We start from the raw sequence: 16,894 nt of genomic DNA on the forward strand, positions 1-16,894 counted from the left end.
GTAAAACGACCACATTCATCGTGAATGTGGTCGTTTTTTTTGCGCTGAATTTCACAATGCGCTAGTTTAGGGAGGTTAAAATAATAGACACTAAAGAAAAGGTAACGACCAATGAAAAAATTGACCGCTGTAGCGCTTGGCGTTTCTATGGTATTAACGCTGGGTGCATGCTCACCGCAGCAGCAAGAATCTAAGCAACAAACCCAGCCGGCTGAAGAAGCAAAACAAGAACTGGGCTCTGGTGTTGTACTGGAAAACTTTGATCACAGCGTTAAACCGCAGAATGACTTATTCCGTTACGTAAATGGTACCTGGATTGATGAAGCCGAAATTCCTTCTGACCGTTCATCGGTTGGCTCGTTTTTTGACTTGCGCCAACAAAACCAAAAACGTTTACGCGACATTATTGAAAAAGCAGCCGCAAAGAACCCGGAGCCGGGCACAAATGAGCGCAAAATTGGCGACTTTTTCAATGCCTTTATGGATGTTGAAACACTGAACGAACTTGGTGCAAAGCCAATTGCTAATGACTTAGCAGCCATTCAGGCATTAGAAGATCATGACTCGGTAGCTGAGCACATGGCGCGGATGTTCCGTGGTGGCGTATCCATTCCATTTGGTTTCTATGTCTATCCGGATGCGAAAAATCCACAAACTAACGCTATGTACATTTCTCAATCAGGCTTAGGTTTGCCTGACCGTGATTACTACCTGAAAGACGATGAAAAATTCGAAGAATTTCGCGATGCCTACGTAGAATACGCGCAAGATATTCTCGGTATGGTCGGTGTTGAAGACGCTGATGACGCTGCACAGCGAATTCTGAAATTGGAAACTCAACTGGCTGAAGTTCAGTGGAGTCGTGTAGAGAGTCGTAACGCTGATAAAACTTACAATAAAAAATCAGCAGACGAAGTAGCCGACATGCTGGAAAGCTTCGACTTTAAACGCTTTATTGACACCTCTGAGTTATCTGGTGTTGAAGAAATGATTATTCGTCAGCCGTCTTACTTTGAAGACTTTGGTGAACTGTTCAATGAAGTAGACGTGCAGGCGTGGAAAGACTATTTGAGCTTCCGTCTGGTCAACGAATATGCCTCTGCACTGAGTGAAGATATCAGCAAGCGTCGCTTTGATTTTTATGGTAAAACCCTGCGCGGTACACCAGAGCAGGAACCTCGCTGGAAGCGCGCGGTTGATGCAACCAACAGTGTTCTGGGTGAAGTACTGGGTCAGGTTTACGTAAAAGAATACTTCCCGCCAGAAGCCAAAGCGAAAATGGAAATCTTGATCGAAAACCTACGCGACGCTTATGGTCAGTCTATCCGTAACTTAGAATGGATGACGGCAGAGACTAAAGAAAAAGCGCTGGAGAAGCTGGAGAAATTTGATCCGAAAGTGGGTTACCCGAGCAAATGGCGTGATTACAGCGAGCTACAGATCTCGGCAACCGATTTAGTCGCTAACTACAAAGCCTATGCCGAATTTAATTATCAAGAAGAAATTGCCAAAATTGGTGGTCCGGTAGACGAAGAAGACTGGGGCATGACGCCACAAACAGTTAACGCTTATTACAGCCCGGTACGTAATGAAATCGTATTCCCGGCGGGTATTTTACAACCTCCGTTCTTTGATATGGACGCAGAAATGGCGGTGAACTACGGTGGTATTGGTGCGGTAATTGGTCACGAAATGGGGCACGGTTTTGACGACCAGGGCTCTAAATACGACGGCGACGGTAACCTGAAAAGCTGGTGGACAGACGCTGACCGTGAAGCGTTTGAAAAGCGCGCTCAAGGGCTGTCTGAGCAATACAGTCAATATGAACCTATTGAAGGTCTGAATGTGAATGGCGACCTGACCCTGGGCGAAAATATCGGTGATCTTGCCGGTCTGACTATTGCGTACGAAGCTTACAAAATGTCGCTAGATGGTGAAAAAGCGCCAGTTCTGGATGGTTTCACCGGTGAGCAGCGTGTGTTTATTGGCTGGGCACAGGTATGGCGCGGTAAGTATCGTGAAGACGCGGTTCGTGAGCAAGTTATGAGCGATCCGCACTCACCAGCACAATATCGTGTTAACGGCACCGTTGTGAACGTTCCGGCGTTTTACGAAGCCTTCGATGTTAAAGAAGGTGACGAGCTGTTTGTTCCTGCTGAAAAACGCGTCACTATCTGGTAAAGACGTACGTAGCCTGACGTTCACGTCAGGTAATATGGGAACTATGAAAACACTAACGGTCATCTTAGTATTAGTTACAGCACTGCTGGTGGGGAGTTTTTCTTCACCAGCAGTGCATGCTATGCCTATGCCTATGCCCGATACCGTTAGTGCTTCTTCTCATGATATGTCACAACATGAATGTTGCGATGAAGCCGATCTGCCAATGGAACCGTCAAGCTGCGACAGCGAAAGTTCTTTTTGCCAACAGTGCGACCAACATTGTGCTGGCCAACTGGCACTGATGAATCCATTCAAACAACTCTCGCCAGCTGCCTTAACGCACGCTGCTGCACCTATTTATTCAAACCTTCCGGTTATTACAGAAACGCTGATACGTCCGCCGAAACACGCTGTTTAAGTCTAGTTTTTACGTCTTAAACCGTTTTCGAGGAAATACCCATGCGTTATTGGATAGCTGTATTTATCCTGATCCCATTTTTATCTTTGGCTCAGGAACACAATCATTCAGAGCATCAAGCTGAGAGTGAAAAAAGCTTTACCGTGCCACAGTCGAGTCAACAGGCTATCCGGGTAACTACAGCTTCGGTTCAGCGAAAAGATTTGCAGCCCCAACTCATGGCCCAGGTTCGTTGGCAGGAGTCCGCTCAACGGCATATTCATAGCTGGGCTGAAGACTGGGTTGAAGAGCCGCTGCTGATGTTGAAGGTCATTGGGTGGAAAAAGGTGATAAACTTTACAGCCTCTATGCGCCAATATTATAAGTCTTGGGGGGAGTGCCATTGCTATTGGTGCGCTGGTAGACGCCGCTATTGTCATGATTGAGAATACCCACAAGCACCTGCAGAACTACCAGCAGCGACACCAAATAGTGGCTAAAGGCGCAGCGTGACCATGTTGAAAAGTTAAAAACCTTACCCGGGATGTATTCACGGGCGTCCTCCGCAATGGTTCACTGCAGCCTCCAGCGCTCGGCATCCACCACCCCACCTGACGTGAACGTCAGGCAAAACTTTCCCAAATAGCATTAGCAGCCGGGCCGAGGGTTCTGTTGGCGGAGCGCACTAAGTGAATTTCCAGGTGTACTTGCTGGATGAACCCGGGAATGATGATTTCAACCAGCTTGCCTTGCTCCAACGCTGTATTGGCAATGTGCTTAGGAATAATACCCCAGCCAAAACCGGCCATCAGTAACTCAAACTGAGTATTGACTTCATTTACCCGTATACGCTGTTGACTGGGCAGGCGCAGTACCGAATCCAGGTTAATACCAATTTCCAGGTTCTGCGGTACCAGCATCGGCAGCTCTAATAAATCCTGACGGCTTTTTGGCGTACGGCCAAACTGGTTCATTAACTCCGCTGACATGGCAACAGTGAGTTCAAACGGCGCTACGGGCAAAGTTTCAAAGTCACCGTACTGACGAAACAGCGGCAGCCAGGGGCAAAGCGCTAAGTCGGCGGTACCGTTATCAATACGCTTTAAAGCGCGCAGTTGCGATTCTCCATCCACGTGCAGTTCAGTGGCGGGGTATTGCTGCTGAATATGCTGAATGCTGGGTACCCAAAGCTTGCTGTCACAGGTATGGTCATAACACAGGGTCAATAACGGCTCGGCGCCATGTTTCAACTGGGTTGCGAGCGACTGCAGGCGCTGCTGCTGGCGCACCACTTCCTCCGCTTGGCGTAAAAAGTGCCGGCCCTGCTCGGTCAGTTCCAGCCGGTAACCATCGCGGTTAAACAAGGCAAAACCGGCATTTTCCTCCAGCTTTTTTAAGGCCATGCTAACCGCTGATTGAGTGCGATTCAGTTGCTCGGCGGTTTTCTGCAGGCTACCAACCTGAGCAACGGTGATCATCATTTGCAGGTGGGATAAATTCATTAAGCTTAACTGATGCTCTTTTTAATTTTAATTCAATATAACTATAACTGTACTTGCGGTAAACTTAGTTTAATAAAATTTCTCGGAAAAATATCGGAACTTAAGCCATGCGTTGGTTACTCAACATTTACACGGTCGTTGCTCTGGGCGTTTTAGCGGGCTGCAGCGAGCAAACTGAGGTTAATGACCTTGAACAGCAAGCCAGGCCGGCACGCCTGATGCAGGTCAGCGAAGCCAAGGGTCCTCGTCTGCGTGAATTCCCGGCGGTTGTTGAAGCCGCTAAAGTTGCGCAGCTGACGTTCAGGGTAGCCGGCGAAATTGTGGAGTTAGCGGCTCGCCCGGGTACCGAAGTAAAGCAGGGCGAACTCATAGCTAAACTGGATCCAACCGATTATCAACTGGCTGTGGACCAGGCTAAAGCTCAGTATGAGCTGGCCTCATCGCAGTACGAACGAAATAAAGTTCTGGTCAATCAGGGCGTTATGTCCGAAGGACAGTTCGATCAAGTTGAATCCGAACGGGCGGTGGCTAAATCCAACTATGAAACCGCAAAAGCCAACCTGCGCTATACAAAATTAACGGCGCCGTTTGATGGTGTGGTTGCTAACCTAGCCGTAGAACCCTACGAAAACGTGCAGGCTAAGCAACCAATTGTCACCCTACAAATTAGCAACGCGATTGATATCAGCATTAATGTGCCGGAAAAGCTTTTTGCTAAAGTAAAAAAGCAAACTGACTACCAGCCCGAAGTTCGTTTTGATGCGGCTCCGGAGTTTACTTATCCAGCTCATCTTAAAGAATGGGATTCGCAGTCCGACGGCGCCACTAACTCTTATGAAGTCGTGTTTACTTTGCCAAAGCCGCAAAACCTTAATGTTCTGCCGGGTATGACGGCAACTGTTATTGTCGATATTAATCAGGTACTGCGCTCTTCTCAAATAGGGATGGTGATACCGGCACAAGCGGTCTTTACTGAAACCAGTAACACGTCTTACGTCTGGGTCGTGAATGACGACATGCGGGTGCAGAAGCGCAAAGTGAATACCGGACCAATGACCAACGATGGCCTGACGGTAATCGAAGGGCTGGAAGAGGGCGAAATCATAGTGATAGCCGGTGTTCACCAGTTGAAAGACAATCAGCAAGTCCGTAAATGGCAACGTGAACGGGGTCTGTAATGAATATAGCTCAGTACAGCATGGAGCGAAAAACCACCAGCTGGATGTTTTTCCTTATTCTGCTCATTGGCGGCCTGGTTGCGTTGTCTCAGCTTGGACGTCTGGAAGATCCTAAATTCACCATTAAACAGGCGATGGTGATCACGCCATATGCGGGAGCCTCGGCGCTTCAGGTGGAAGAAGAAGTTACTTATCGATTGGAAAACGCTATTCAGGAACTCAGCTACGTCGATAACGTAAAATCCATTTCTAAGCCGGGTTTGTCACAAATAACGGTCGAGATGAAAAGCACTTATCGGTCTGAGCATTTGCATCAAATATGGGATGAACTGCGGCGCAAAATTAACGACACTAAACCTCAGCTTCCTCCGGGGACCAGTGAACCTATTATTCGCGACGATTTTGCCGATGTGTACGGCGTTATGATGGCCATTACCGGGCCAGACTATTCGTATAAAGACATAGAACATTACGCTGATTTTTTGCGTCGTGAACTGGTGTTGGTTGACGGTGTTGGCAAAGTGACATTGGCCGGAGAGCAGCAAGAGCAGGTCGTGGTTGAGGTATCACGCTCACGTCTGGCTAACGTTGGTATGGCTCCCGGTCGCATTGCTCAGTTACTGCAAACACAAAACGCTATAGCAAACGCCGGACGGGTAACGGTCGAACAGGAAGCCTTGCGCATTGCTACCAGTGGTGAGTTCGCTACTGTCGAGGACATGGCCAAACTGGTTATTAGTAACCCCGGCGCCAATCAGCGTATTTATTTGAGCGACGTGGCGACTATCTATCGCGAAACGAAAGACATTCCGGATCATGTGGTGCGCTATAACGGAAAGGCTTCGTTATGGCTGGCGCTGTCGTTTGCAGATAACGTCAATGTGGTAGAAGTGGGTGAACGCCTGCAAAAACGAATGGACGAACTGGCATATGCGAAGCCCTTAGGAATGTCGGTTGAGCGTATTTACGATCAACCGCATCAGGTTGAAGGCTCGGTGAATGACTTTCTGCTGAATTTGGTTGAAGCGGTAGCCATTGTCATTATTGCGCTGTTGTTGACTATGGGCTTTCGCAGCGGTCTGCTTATTGGCACCGTGCTATTGCTGACTGTTCTGGGCACTTTTATCTTCATGCGTATAGGTGATATCAACCTGCAGCGTGTTTCGCTGGGCGCGCTGATTATTTCTTTGGGTATGCTGGTGGATAACGCCATTGTGATTGCTGATGGCATTATGGTCGGCATGCGGCGAGGCATGAGTAAAGTGGACGCCGCAGTTAGCGTGGTGAAGCAAAATCAGTGGCCGCTGCTGGGTGCAACCGTTATCGGCATTATCGCTTTTGCCCCCATAGGCTTGTCATCCGATGCGACTGGTGAGTTTGCCGGCAGTTTATTCTGGGTATTGCTCATTTCGTTGTTACTAAGCTGGGTGACAGCGTTAACGCTTATTCCGTTTTTGGCCGACCGTTTGTATTCGTCTAAAGACATTGGTAATAATGAAGGCGATGTCTTTTCTCACCCGGTTTACCGGGGGTACAAAAAAGCGCTATCGGTGTGCTTGAGTCATCGTATTATCAGTATGGTCGTCATGGTGGCGATGCTGGTGGCTGCCGTTATTGGATTCGGGCAAGCGAAGCAGGCATTCTTCCCGCCATCGACAACACCATTGTTTTATGTTGACCTATGGTACCCGCAGGGAACCGATATTCGTCATACCGAACAGGATTCAAAGCGCTTAGAAAACTATTTGCTGGAGAAAAGCGAAGTCACCTCAGTGGCAACCACCGTTGGTCGGGGAGCCCCGCGTTTCACCCTGACGTACCTGGTTGAAAAAAGCTATGAAAGCTACGCTCAGCTGTTAGTGCGGGTAGAAGACAAAGACACTATGGATACGTTAATGAAAGACATTCGGCAGCGTATTCGCGAACAACATCCGGACATTGAAGATAAACTGATACGGGTGGAAATTGGTCCGGCAACACCGGCTAAAATTGAAGCGCGTTTCTCGGGGCCGGATATTGATACATTGCGTCAACTCAGTCAAAAAGCCCAGGCCATACTTGCTGAAGATAAAGGTGCGGTAAATATTCGCTCCGACTGGCGTACACGAACCAAACTATTGCGTCCGCAATACGATGAAGCTGCAGGTCGGCGCGCGGGTATCACCAAAGCAGATGTAAACAACTTGCTGCTGGCGAACTTTGTCGGTCGACAAATTGGCGTTTATCGGGATGGCACCGACTTACTGCCCATTGTGCAGCGAGCTCCGGCCGCAGAGCGGGTGGACTTAGATAACTGGCAAGAGTTGCAAATTTACAGTCCGGTATTTGACCGCTTTGTGCCGCTGGCGCAGGTAGCACGCTCGGTTGATGTAACCTGGGAAGACCCTTTAATACTTCGCCGTGACCGTAAGCGAACACTCACTGTCATGGCCGATCACGACCTGCTCAGTGATGAAACTGCTGCGCAGGTTTTTGAACGTGTCAGGCCTAAGCTGGAAGCTATTGAATTACCTTTGGGTTACGAATTAACCTGGGGCGGTGAGCATGAGGCTTCCGGTAAAGCACAAAGTGCGCTATTTGGTGCCTTGCCGATGGGTTTCCTGGCGATGTTTATTATTACCGTGTTGTTGTTCAACAGCATTCGACAGGCCGCCGTTTTGTGGACTACGGTTCCGCTTTCTATTATTGGCGTAACCGTCGGGCTATTATTGTTGGATAAACCTTTTGGCTTTATGGCCTTGCTCGGTTTCCTCAGTTTATCGGGCATGCTGATTAAAAACGGCGTGGTATTGCTGGAACAGGTTAATGTTGAACTGGACTCCGGTAAAGAGGCGGTTCAAGCTTTAAGTGATGCAGCGGTGAGTCGTGTGCGCCCAGTGGGAATGGCAGCGGCAACCACTATTTTAGGTATGATCCCACTGTTGTTCGATGACTTCTTTGCCAGCATGGCAACCGTAATTATGTTCGGTCTTGGATTTGCCACCGTACTGACTTTATTTGTCGTACCGATAATGTACGCCATAGTCCAACGAGTACCGCGCCCATAACGGGCGCGTATTCACTCCGCTTATACCCTGAATTATCTGATTTATAGCCCTGTGTCATGGGAATTTAGCACCAAAATCCGTATAATGCGCCGCACTAGTGAACCGTCTAGAATTCATGCAAGCAAATGAGAGGTAATATCAGTGCTTAAAGAATACCGTCAGCACGTAGAAGAGCGCGCCGCAGAAGGCATCCCTCCGAAACCATTAAACGCCGAACAAGTCGCCGATTTAGTAGAGCTACTGAAAAATCCCCCAGCGGGCGAGGAAGATTCTCTGGTTGAGCTGCTGGCCGAGCGTGTACCGCCAGGTGTGGATGAAGCCGCCTATGTTAAAGCAGGCTTTTTAAGCGCCGTTGTTAAGGGCGAAATCGAAAGTCCGGTTATCAGTAAAGAATACGCCGTAAAATTACTGGGTAACATGCACGGTGGCTACAACATCGTTACTTTAGTGGAATTGCTGGACGATTCTCAGCTGGCTGAATTAGCGGCAAAAGAACTGAAAGAAACCATCTTAATGTTCGATGCTTTCCACGACGTGGAAGAGAAAATGAAAGCCGGTAACGCACTGGCCAAACAAGTCGTTGAATCCTGGGCAAACGCGGAATGGTTTACCAACAGTGACGAGCTGGCTCAGTCCATTAAAGCGACTGTCTTCAAAGTGACCGGCGAAACCAACACCGACGACTTGTCACCGGCACCAGATGCCTGGTCTCGTCCGGACATTCCTCTGCACGCTAAAGCGATGTTTAAAATGCCACGCGAAGGCATTACCGATGCAGGCAAACAGATTGAAGAGCTGAAAGAAAAGGGTCACCCGGTTGCCTTCGTTGGCGACGTGGTAGGTACCGGTTCTTCACGTAAATCGGCGACCAATTCCGTATTATGGAACATTGGTGAAGACATGCCGGGCACGCCCAACAAACGTGCCGGCGGTATCTGTATTGGTTCTAAAGTCGCGCCGATTTTCTTCAACACCATGAAAGATGCAGGCGCGTTGGTGTTTGAAGCCGACGTTGAAAAAATGAACATGGGTGATGTGCTGACTATCTACCCATACGAAGGCAAAATCGAAAATGAAGCGGGCGAAGTCGTTGCCGAATACGATTATGCTTCTCGCGTGATTTTAGATGAAGTACGCGCCGGTGGCCGTATTAACCTGATCATTGGTCGTGGCCTGACTGAAAAAGCGCGTGAATCTCTGGGCATGGGTCCATCAGACTTGTTCCGTAAGCCAGAGCAACCCGCCGACAGCGGTAAAGGTTTCTCGCTGGCGCAGAAACTGGTGGGTAAAGCTTGTGGTATGGACGGTGTTCGTCCGGGTGCCTATTGCGAACCTAAGATGACTACCGTGGGTTCTCAGGACACCACCGGGCCTATGACCCGTGACGAGCTAAAAGACCTGGCTTGCCTTGGCTTTAACTCTGACCTGGTCATGCAGTCGTTCTGTCACACGGCGGCATATCCTAAACCGGTTGACGTTGAAACTCAGCACTCATTGCCCGACTTCATCATGAACCGTGGCGGTGTCAGCTTACGTCCGGGCGACGGTATCATCCACAGCTGGCTGAACCGTATGTTATTGCCAGATACTGTTGGTACCGGCGGTGACTCGCATACGCGTTTCCCTCTGGGCATCTCGTTCCCGGCAGGCTCTGGCTTGGTTGCTTTCGCAGCAGCCACCGGTGTTATGCCACTGGATATGCCAGAGTCAGTACTGGTGCGTTTCAAAGGTGAAATGCAGCCGGGTATTACCCTGCGTGACTTAGTACATGCTATTCCTGCGTTCGCTATCAAAGAAGGTCACCTGACCGTCGATAAGCGCGGCAAAAAGAACATCTTCTCGGGTCGTATCTTAGAAATTGAAGGTCTGGATCACCTGACTGTTGAACAGGCCTTTGAATTGTCTGACGCTTCTGCTGAGCGTTCCGCTGCCGGTTGTACCATTGACCTGTCAGAAGACTCTGTTGCTGAGTACCTGCGTTCTAACATCACTATGTTGCGTTGGATGATCAACGAAGGCTATGGCGATACACGTACGCTGGAACGTCGCGCCCGTAAGATGGAAGACTGGTTAGAGAACCCGCAGCTGACTCGTGCGGACAAAAACGCCGATTACTCTACGGTTATTGAAATTGACCTGAACGATATTAAAGAGCCGATTGTGTGTTGCCCGAACGACCCGGACGACGCTAAGTTCCTGAGCGAAGTGGCCGGCGATAACGTTGACGAAGTGTTTATCGGTTCGTGCATGACCAATATTGGTCATTTCCGTGCAGCGGGTAAACTGTTAGAGAAAAACTCTGACCCATTGAATACCCGTTTGTGGATTGCACCACCAACGAAAATGGACAAAGCGCAACTGGAAGCCGAAGGTTACTACGAGATTTATGAGCGTAATGACGTTCGTACGGAAATGCCGGGTTGCTCACTGTGTATGGGTAACCAGGCACGGGTTGAACCGGGCGCAACGGTATTGTCTACCTCAACGCGTAACTTCCCGAACCGCTTAGGTGATGGTGCCAACGTTTACCTGACTTCCGCTGAATTAGCGGCTGTCGGTGCTATCGTCGGTCGCCTGCCAACCCCGGAAGAGTACCTTAAGTATGCACAAGACATTAACTCAATGGCTGGCGAAGTTTATAAATACCTGAACTTTGACCAAATGGATGCCTTCCGCGACGCCGAAAAAGCGGCCAAGGAAAACATCATCCCAACCATTAACGTGGCTTAGTGAGTGAGTGCTTAGGTTGCAAGGACTCTTTACGAGGACGCCCGTAAATACATCCCTGTAGGGCTTGGGCAGCGCCATCCATGGCGCTGCACACCTCGTTAAGAGTCCTCGCAACCCTTGAACGCACTCATTACCCACATTAATGTCTCCAAAACCGCTTCGGCGGTTTTTTTGTGCCCAGTTTGTAGCAGCTTGATGTTCACATCAGATACGATACTTAACTTGTCTGTGGTCTATTAGTGGTCTATATTTAGACTGTTCAGCCGGGAGAGAATCATGCAAATAAAAACCATCAGTTACATTAAGCAAAATGCAGCATCGCTGGATGTGGAGGAGCCTATTGTGGTCACTCAAGGCGGCAAACCTGTCTACCGTATCGAATCGGAAGCAAGTGCCCGGCAACGGGACGAAGCTATTGCGACACTTAAACTGGTGAATCTGGCTGAAAGAGATGTTCGCAATCAAAACTTGCTATCCCTTAGCGAAGCTAAAGAAAGGTTAGCGCGTGAACTCATTACAAAAAAGTTTGAGCTTTAGTCTTCAGTTATGAACTACGATGTTCATTTTACCGAGCTCAGTTATAAAACACTGGCCACTTTAACCCGCTATATGGAAGCTTTTCTTGGTGAAAAAGAGGCTATTAGATTAGGTCATCAACTTCTTGATTTCGCCACCAATAAATTCGGCGATAACCCTTTGCAATTCCCCATTTCCCATGAGCTTGAAACGCTGGGTATCACCGACTATCGAGTCGTGCTAGTGGATAACTATAAGCTCTTATTTCGTTTAAATGAGGAAGACCGGACGAGCTATGTCATGGCTTTCTTGCGGCAGAAGCAAAACATCCAGGAACTGCTCTACCAAATAACAATTTGGTAGCCTGATGCTATTGCATCAGGTGAGATCTTTCCGTCATAAACTGATACGTCATTGTTCTGTGTTGGTCAGCCGTGTGTGCGTAAGTCGATAGGGCAGGTTGTTCACTTATAAGCGTTATGAGTGTTGAGTACTTCTGTGGCGGAGTGTCGAAGGCCATAGATGACCTGAAAATGATAGAAATAAACAAATAGAAGCCCCGCTATCAGGAAGTGTCTGGCGCCAAGGATGGCGCCAGTCAAGCCTTACAGGGATGTACTTGCAGGCGTCTTCCTGATAGCGGGGCTTCTGTTTTATTTCTGTTCAGCTATCCAGTCGTTGATGTGTTGTTCCAGTACTTTCAGTGGCACGCTGCCGTTTTCAAGTAGCGCATCGTGGAACTCACGTATGTCGAACTTATCACCCAACTGTTGCTCAGCTTCAGCGCGTAAACGCTTAATAGTCAGTTCGCCCAGCTTGTACGAAAGTGCCTGTGCCGGCCAGGTGATGTACCGGTCAATTTCGGTTTTGACGTTATGCAGTGACAATGCCGTGTTATTAGCCATGAATTCCATGGCGCGCTCACGGCTCCAGCCTTTGGCATGCATACCGGTGTCTACTACTAAACGCGCGGCTCGCCACATTTCGTAGCTCAGGCGACCAAAGTTGCTGTATGGGTCTTTATAAAAGCCCGCTTCTAAGCCTAAGTACTCAGAATACAGCCCCCAGCCTTCACCGAACGCAGAAATATAGGTTTGTTGGCGGTACTCCGGTAAGTCTTTCATCTCGCCCGCAATGGCATTTTGTAAGTGGTGCCCGGGTACGGCTTCGTGCAGTGTTAACGCTTCCATCTGGTATAACGGACGGCGATCCAATGCGTAGGTATTGACCCAGTAAAAGCCCGCGCGGTCGTCACGACTGGAGCCCGAGTAGCGACCGGTGGTGTACTTAGGTGCAATTTCGGCAGGAACCGGTGAAATGCCGTATGGTTTGCGAGGCAAGGTTTTAAAGAACTTGGGTAATTCGCCGTCCATTTTCTTCGCTATCCAGGCGGCGTATTGCAGCAACTCTTCCGCGGTTTCCGGGTAAAACTGGTCGTCGGTCCGTAAAAATTCGACAAACTCGTCAAAGCTGCCGTCAAAATCGGTCGACTCAATGGCTTCCAGCATTTCACCGTGAATACGCGCAACTTCCTGCAAACCAATTTTATGGATTTCGTCGGCGGTCATATCCAGCGTAGTGTAGTGCTTAATACGGTTCTGGTAAAAGTCATTACCATTTGGCAGTTCGCTGGCACCAATAGTGTCACGAGCGTTTGGCAGATATTCGGTGACCATAAAGGTAAAGTAGTCGTCGTAAGCGGGCATAACCTGGTTATCAATGGCGGTTAGTGCATCTTCTTTCAATTGCTGCCATTGTTGGTTATCAATAAAATCGGGTTGCTGAGAAAACGGCGAGAAATACACACTGTTTTCAGCACTTTGCACAATATACGCCAGTATGCTCTCTTCAAATCCGGCCATAGCCGCCGCCGGTTGGGTATAACCTTCTTCAATAGCTTTACGTAACCAATGTGTTTGCTGTTCCATATAACGGGGAATAGAGCGTATCCTGGCAATGTAATTCTGATAGTCTTCAGCCGATGAAAACGACGTGTAAGAAGGCATAAAAGCTAAAGAGCTATGGAAACCGCCTTCTGCTGTTAACGGCATATAGTGGGCTTTAAAGCGGTATTCATCCACTTTGTTCTTTAATGTGTAGTGGATCATGGCATGGTTAATTTGATCATCCCGGCTGAGCGCTTTAAGGTTAATAGCGTTCAGCTGCTCAAGCCATGCCGAGCGCTGTTGGTAGCGTTGTTCTAATGCTTCTGGTGACATATCAGTCAGTTCGGTATCACTGGACTTATTCAGTCCTTCCCAGATAGTGTCAGCCAGCTGGTGAAACTCAGTCGCTGGAGTTTGTTGCTGAGCGGTGTTGCGCTCAGTCTGGTTGTTTGCTGTGGTTGCACAGGCTGTCAGGCCCAGCAAACCAAAAATAAGTATCAGATTACGCATGATTTTTCCTTGCGGTGTCATAACGAATACAGGCATTCTATAATGCCTCTTACGCTAATTAATGTAAAAGCGAATAGAACGAACCCACAAAAATAACAGTTAAACGGGAGAATAGGGTGGATAAAGCTCAGTCAGGAGTCTACGCGGAACCGAATCTGCATGGTCTGACATTGTTTTGTCACGTCATGAGCGACGACGTTGAAAGTTTGCGTCGCAAGTTAGCTCGTTTTCCAGCCATTTTACGCGATCTTGACGCCCGTTTTTCTGAAGGCATGTTAACCGGCTTTGTCGCTATCGGTGCTGATTATTGGGATGTATTATACCCGCATAAACGGCCACTGCATCTGCAGGCCTTTCCTGAACTGTCCGACGGCGACCGTGAAGCGGCAAGACACCCCTACGATCTTATCATTCAAGTTCGCTGCGACCGTTTTGACGCCAACTACCTGGCCGGGCGTACTCTAGTCGAATGGTTTGGTTATGACATTGAAGTGGTCGAACAAATTCGTTCATTCCGTTATCTGGACGGGCGTGACTTAACCGGTTTTATCGACGCACCGGATAACCCCAGAGCGATGCGTAAACGCAAGGTGGCATTAATAGACGAAAAAGACGACACGGACTTTGTTGACGGCAGTTATTTATTGGTACAAAAGTTTCGTCATGACCTGCGCCGCTGGGACTACCTGGGGCCGGAAAAACAAGAGCAATTAATGGGGCGCGAAAAGGTATCCGGAGCTCGACTGTCAGAAGCCAGAATTGAAGGCGTAACGCACGCTGCTAAAAGCCGTTTAATGGGTGATGACGAGCAGCCTATTGCGCTGTTACGGCAGAATATGCCGTGGGGAGATTTGCGCGAACAAGGGCTGTTGGCAATGTATTTTAGTCATACGCCTAAACAGGTCGTGCAGTGGCTGAAGAGTCGTTACTACGCCGACGAACAAGGCGCTTACGACCCATTACTGGACTATTCTCAGGCAGTGTCCTGCTCCAGTTTCTTTGTCCCCTCAATACGCTTTATGGCAAACAACAAAGACATACCGGCGCATGATTCTGAAGTGTCAGACTACGAAGAAGGCAGTACCGCCTGAGTAGCAAATAACTCCCGGACTTTTTGCAGTGTGAAGTCGATATCCGCAACCTTAAGTGGCGCAATAAAAATGGTATCGTCCCCCGCAATAGTGCCCAGCACGCCTTCCTTTTTACCGACGGAATCAAGTAATCGGGCAATTAATTGAGCGGCTCCGGGGCTCGTACGAATAATAACCATCACATCATTATGCTGAATATCCAGTACAAGCTGGCTCAATGGGGCGCGGGTAGAAGGTACTGCTAAATCAGGGGGTAAGCAGTAGACCATTTCCTGCTTGGCATTGCGGGTGCGAACCGCCCCTTGTTTGCTCAGCATGCGCGACACTTTTGACTGACTGATGTTGTCAAACCCCCCGGCTTTCAATGCGTTAACGATTTCTCCCTGCGAGCCGTAACGTTCTTCGCGGAGCAAAGTTTTAAAAGCTTCAAGTAACGTGTCCTGCACCATGATCGTATTTAATCCCTATACCGGTGACATGCTATAATAAGCACTAGTGTACTGTATTCACAGGCGCTGTTCGAGCCCTGAATGCGTAGTCGGTAAAGTTGTATTTTTAGCGATATAAGAGTACAGTTTTGCTCTAAATTCTGCATTTTTACGCAGTTTAAATTGATCAACAAAAACGGAGTCTGAGATGAAAGTAGCCGTATTAGGTGCGGCCGGTGGTATCGGCCAGGCATTGTCATTGCTTCTGAAAACCCAATTACCAGCCGGTTCAGAATTATCGCTGTATGACGTTGCGCCAGTAGTTCCGGGTGTAGCGGTGGATTTGAGCCACATTCCTACCGACGTTAAAGTCACAGGCTTCGGTAAAGACGACCTTGCGTCAGCATTGGTTGGTAGCGATATCGTATTAATTCCGGCTGGTGTCCCACGTAAGCCAGGTATGGACCGCTCTGATCTGTTCAATATGAACGCGGGCATTGTTAAAAACTTAGTACAAGGCGTTGCAGACAACTGCCCCGACGCTTGTGTTGGTATCATTACTAACCCGGTAAACACCACAGTTCCAATCGCTGCCGAAGTACTGAAGCAGGCAGGTTGCTATGACAAGCGTAAATTGTTTGGTGTGACCACACTGGACGTTATTCGCTCAGAACAGTTTGTTGGCGAACTGCGCGGCTTAAACCCCGAAAACGTGAATGTACCGGTTATTGGCGGCCACAGCGGCACAACCATTCTGCCATTGCTGTCTCAGGTTGAAGGTGTTGAGTTTACCGAGCAAGAAATTAAAGACTTAACTCACCGCATCCAGAACGCTGGTACCGAAGTGGTTGAAGCCAAAGCCGGCGGTGGTTCAGCAACCCTTTCTATGGGTCAGGCAGCAGCACGCTTTTGCTTGTCACTGCTAAAAGGCTTACAAGGCCAGGACACGGTTGAGTGCACCTACGTAGAAGGCCCTGGCGATAACGCTAAGTTCTTTGCGCAGCCAGTACGTTTAGGCAAAAATGGGGCTGAAGAAGTTCTGTCTTATGGCAAGTTAAGTACATTTGAACAAAAATGTATGGACGACATGCTGGAAGGCCTGAAAGGCGACATCCAGACCGGCATCGACTTCGCCAACTAAGCCTTCAGCAATCCGCCTCTGAAAATATTGGGGCAGGCCAGCATTGGCTGGCCATTGCAGGTTACCTTCCGAAAGACGCGTAGCCTGACGTTTACGTCAGGTTTGCTCTTCGGTTGGTAATTTGCACATCTCACCTGATGTGAACATCAGGCTATCTCCAGATAACCTGCAAAGGCTTTTCGCCAATACTCCTCGGCATTTTTTCTAGACTTGCGCTTAAGTATTTCAATCGACACAGATCATTGGATATAGCGTGTAATCGTTATGCCAATTACATGCCTTTTTTTTGGAAAGGCGTTAATCTG

General features: G+C 48.7%; 12 protein-coding genes and 1 pseudogene. 10 read left to right on the plus strand and 3 right to left on the minus strand.

Features of this window, described 5'->3' with window-relative positions; translation table 11 throughout:
* The first annotated feature begins 111 nt into the window (after window positions 1-111).
* The 3 genes and pseudogenes from L8G48_RS05500 to L8G48_RS13605 form a co-directional block, all read left to right on the plus strand.
* Complete coding sequence (locus L8G48_RS05500; RefSeq protein ID WP_248263601.1) at window positions 112-2,181, plus strand: M13 family metallopeptidase; 2,070 nt, start codon at window positions 112-114, stop codon at window positions 2,179-2,181.
* A gap of 43 nt (window positions 2,182-2,224) precedes the next feature.
* Complete coding sequence (locus tag L8G48_RS05505) at window positions 2,225-2,581, plus strand: hypothetical protein (RefSeq protein ID WP_248263602.1); 357 nt, start codon at window positions 2,225-2,227, stop codon at window positions 2,579-2,581.
* Between the two features lie 351 nt (window positions 2,582-2,932).
* Window positions 2,933-3,067: pseudogene (locus L8G48_RS13605) on the plus strand (efflux RND transporter permease subunit); the annotation flags it as partial.
* Between the two features lie 116 nt (window positions 3,068-3,183).
* Here L8G48_RS13605 and L8G48_RS05515 read toward each other — a convergent pair.
* The gene (locus L8G48_RS05515) at window positions 3,184-4,062 is read right to left on the minus strand and encodes a LysR family transcriptional regulator (RefSeq protein WP_248263604.1); all 879 of its coding nucleotides are present in this window, start codon (window positions 4,060-4,062) and stop codon (window positions 3,184-3,186) included.
* 107 nt (window positions 4,063-4,169) lie between these two features.
* Here L8G48_RS05515 and L8G48_RS05520 point away from each other — a divergent pair, with 107 nt between their 5' ends.
* From L8G48_RS05520 to L8G48_RS05540, 5 genes are all read left to right on the plus strand, one after another.
* Entirely contained in the window at window positions 4,170-5,240 is a 1,071-nt protein-coding gene (locus L8G48_RS05520) for an efflux RND transporter periplasmic adaptor subunit (protein ID WP_248263605.1), read from the plus strand.
* Entirely contained in the window at window positions 5,240-8,287 is a 3,048-nt protein-coding gene (locus tag L8G48_RS05525) for an efflux RND transporter permease subunit (protein ID WP_248263606.1), read from the plus strand. Before L8G48_RS05520 ends, L8G48_RS05525 begins: the two co-directional genes overlap by 1 nt.
* Window positions 8,288-8,428: 141 nt before the next feature.
* A complete protein-coding gene (acnB, locus tag L8G48_RS05530) occupies window positions 8,429-11,017 on the plus strand; it encodes a bifunctional aconitate hydratase 2/2-methylisocitrate dehydratase (protein WP_248263607.1) in 2,589 nt (862 codons plus the stop codon).
* Window positions 11,018-11,293: 276 nt separating this feature from the next.
* The gene (locus L8G48_RS05535) at window positions 11,294-11,554 is read left to right on the plus strand and encodes a type II toxin-antitoxin system Phd/YefM family antitoxin (protein ID WP_248263608.1); all 261 of its coding nucleotides are present in this window, start codon (window positions 11,294-11,296) and stop codon (window positions 11,552-11,554) included.
* A 9-nt stretch (window positions 11,555-11,563) separates the two neighbouring features.
* Complete coding sequence (locus tag L8G48_RS05540; protein WP_248263609.1) at window positions 11,564-11,896, plus strand: hypothetical protein; 333 nt, start codon at window positions 11,564-11,566, stop codon at window positions 11,894-11,896.
* A gap of 290 nt (window positions 11,897-12,186) precedes the next feature.
* Here L8G48_RS05540 and L8G48_RS05545 read toward each other — a convergent pair whose 3' ends face one another.
* The gene (locus L8G48_RS05545; RefSeq protein WP_248263610.1) at window positions 12,187-13,929 is read right to left on the minus strand and encodes a DUF885 domain-containing protein; all 1,743 of its coding nucleotides are present in this window, start codon (window positions 13,927-13,929) and stop codon (window positions 12,187-12,189) included.
* A 116-nt stretch (window positions 13,930-14,045) separates the two neighbouring features.
* On the opposite strand from L8G48_RS05545, the gene L8G48_RS05550 reads away from it, so the two are divergent.
* Window positions 14,046-15,020 carry a Dyp-type peroxidase gene (locus L8G48_RS05550; RefSeq protein ID WP_248263611.1) on the plus strand — a complete coding sequence of 325 codons (975 nt, stop codon included), beginning with the start codon at window positions 14,046-14,048 and terminating at the stop codon, window positions 15,018-15,020.
* Here the strand turns inward: L8G48_RS05550 and argR are convergent.
* Window positions 14,996-15,469: a transcriptional regulator ArgR gene (gene argR, locus L8G48_RS05555; protein ID WP_248263612.1), complete on the minus strand. Its 474-nt coding sequence runs from the start codon at window positions 15,467-15,469 to the stop codon at window positions 14,996-14,998. The genes L8G48_RS05550 and argR overlap by 25 nt on opposite strands.
* Window positions 15,470-15,656: 187 nt before the next feature.
* On the opposite strand from argR, the gene mdh reads away from it, so the two are divergent.
* Window positions 15,657-16,589 (plus strand): malate dehydrogenase, encoded by a 933-nt coding sequence (gene mdh, locus L8G48_RS05560; protein ID WP_248263613.1) that lies wholly within the window; start codon window positions 15,657-15,659, stop codon window positions 16,587-16,589.
* Window positions 16,590-16,894: the final 305 nt, after the last annotated feature.

Origin of the sequence: Idiomarina aminovorans (assembly GCF_023155095.1) — a bacterium.
Lineage (GTDB): Bacteria > Pseudomonadota > Gammaproteobacteria > Enterobacterales > Alteromonadaceae > Idiomarina > Idiomarina aminovorans.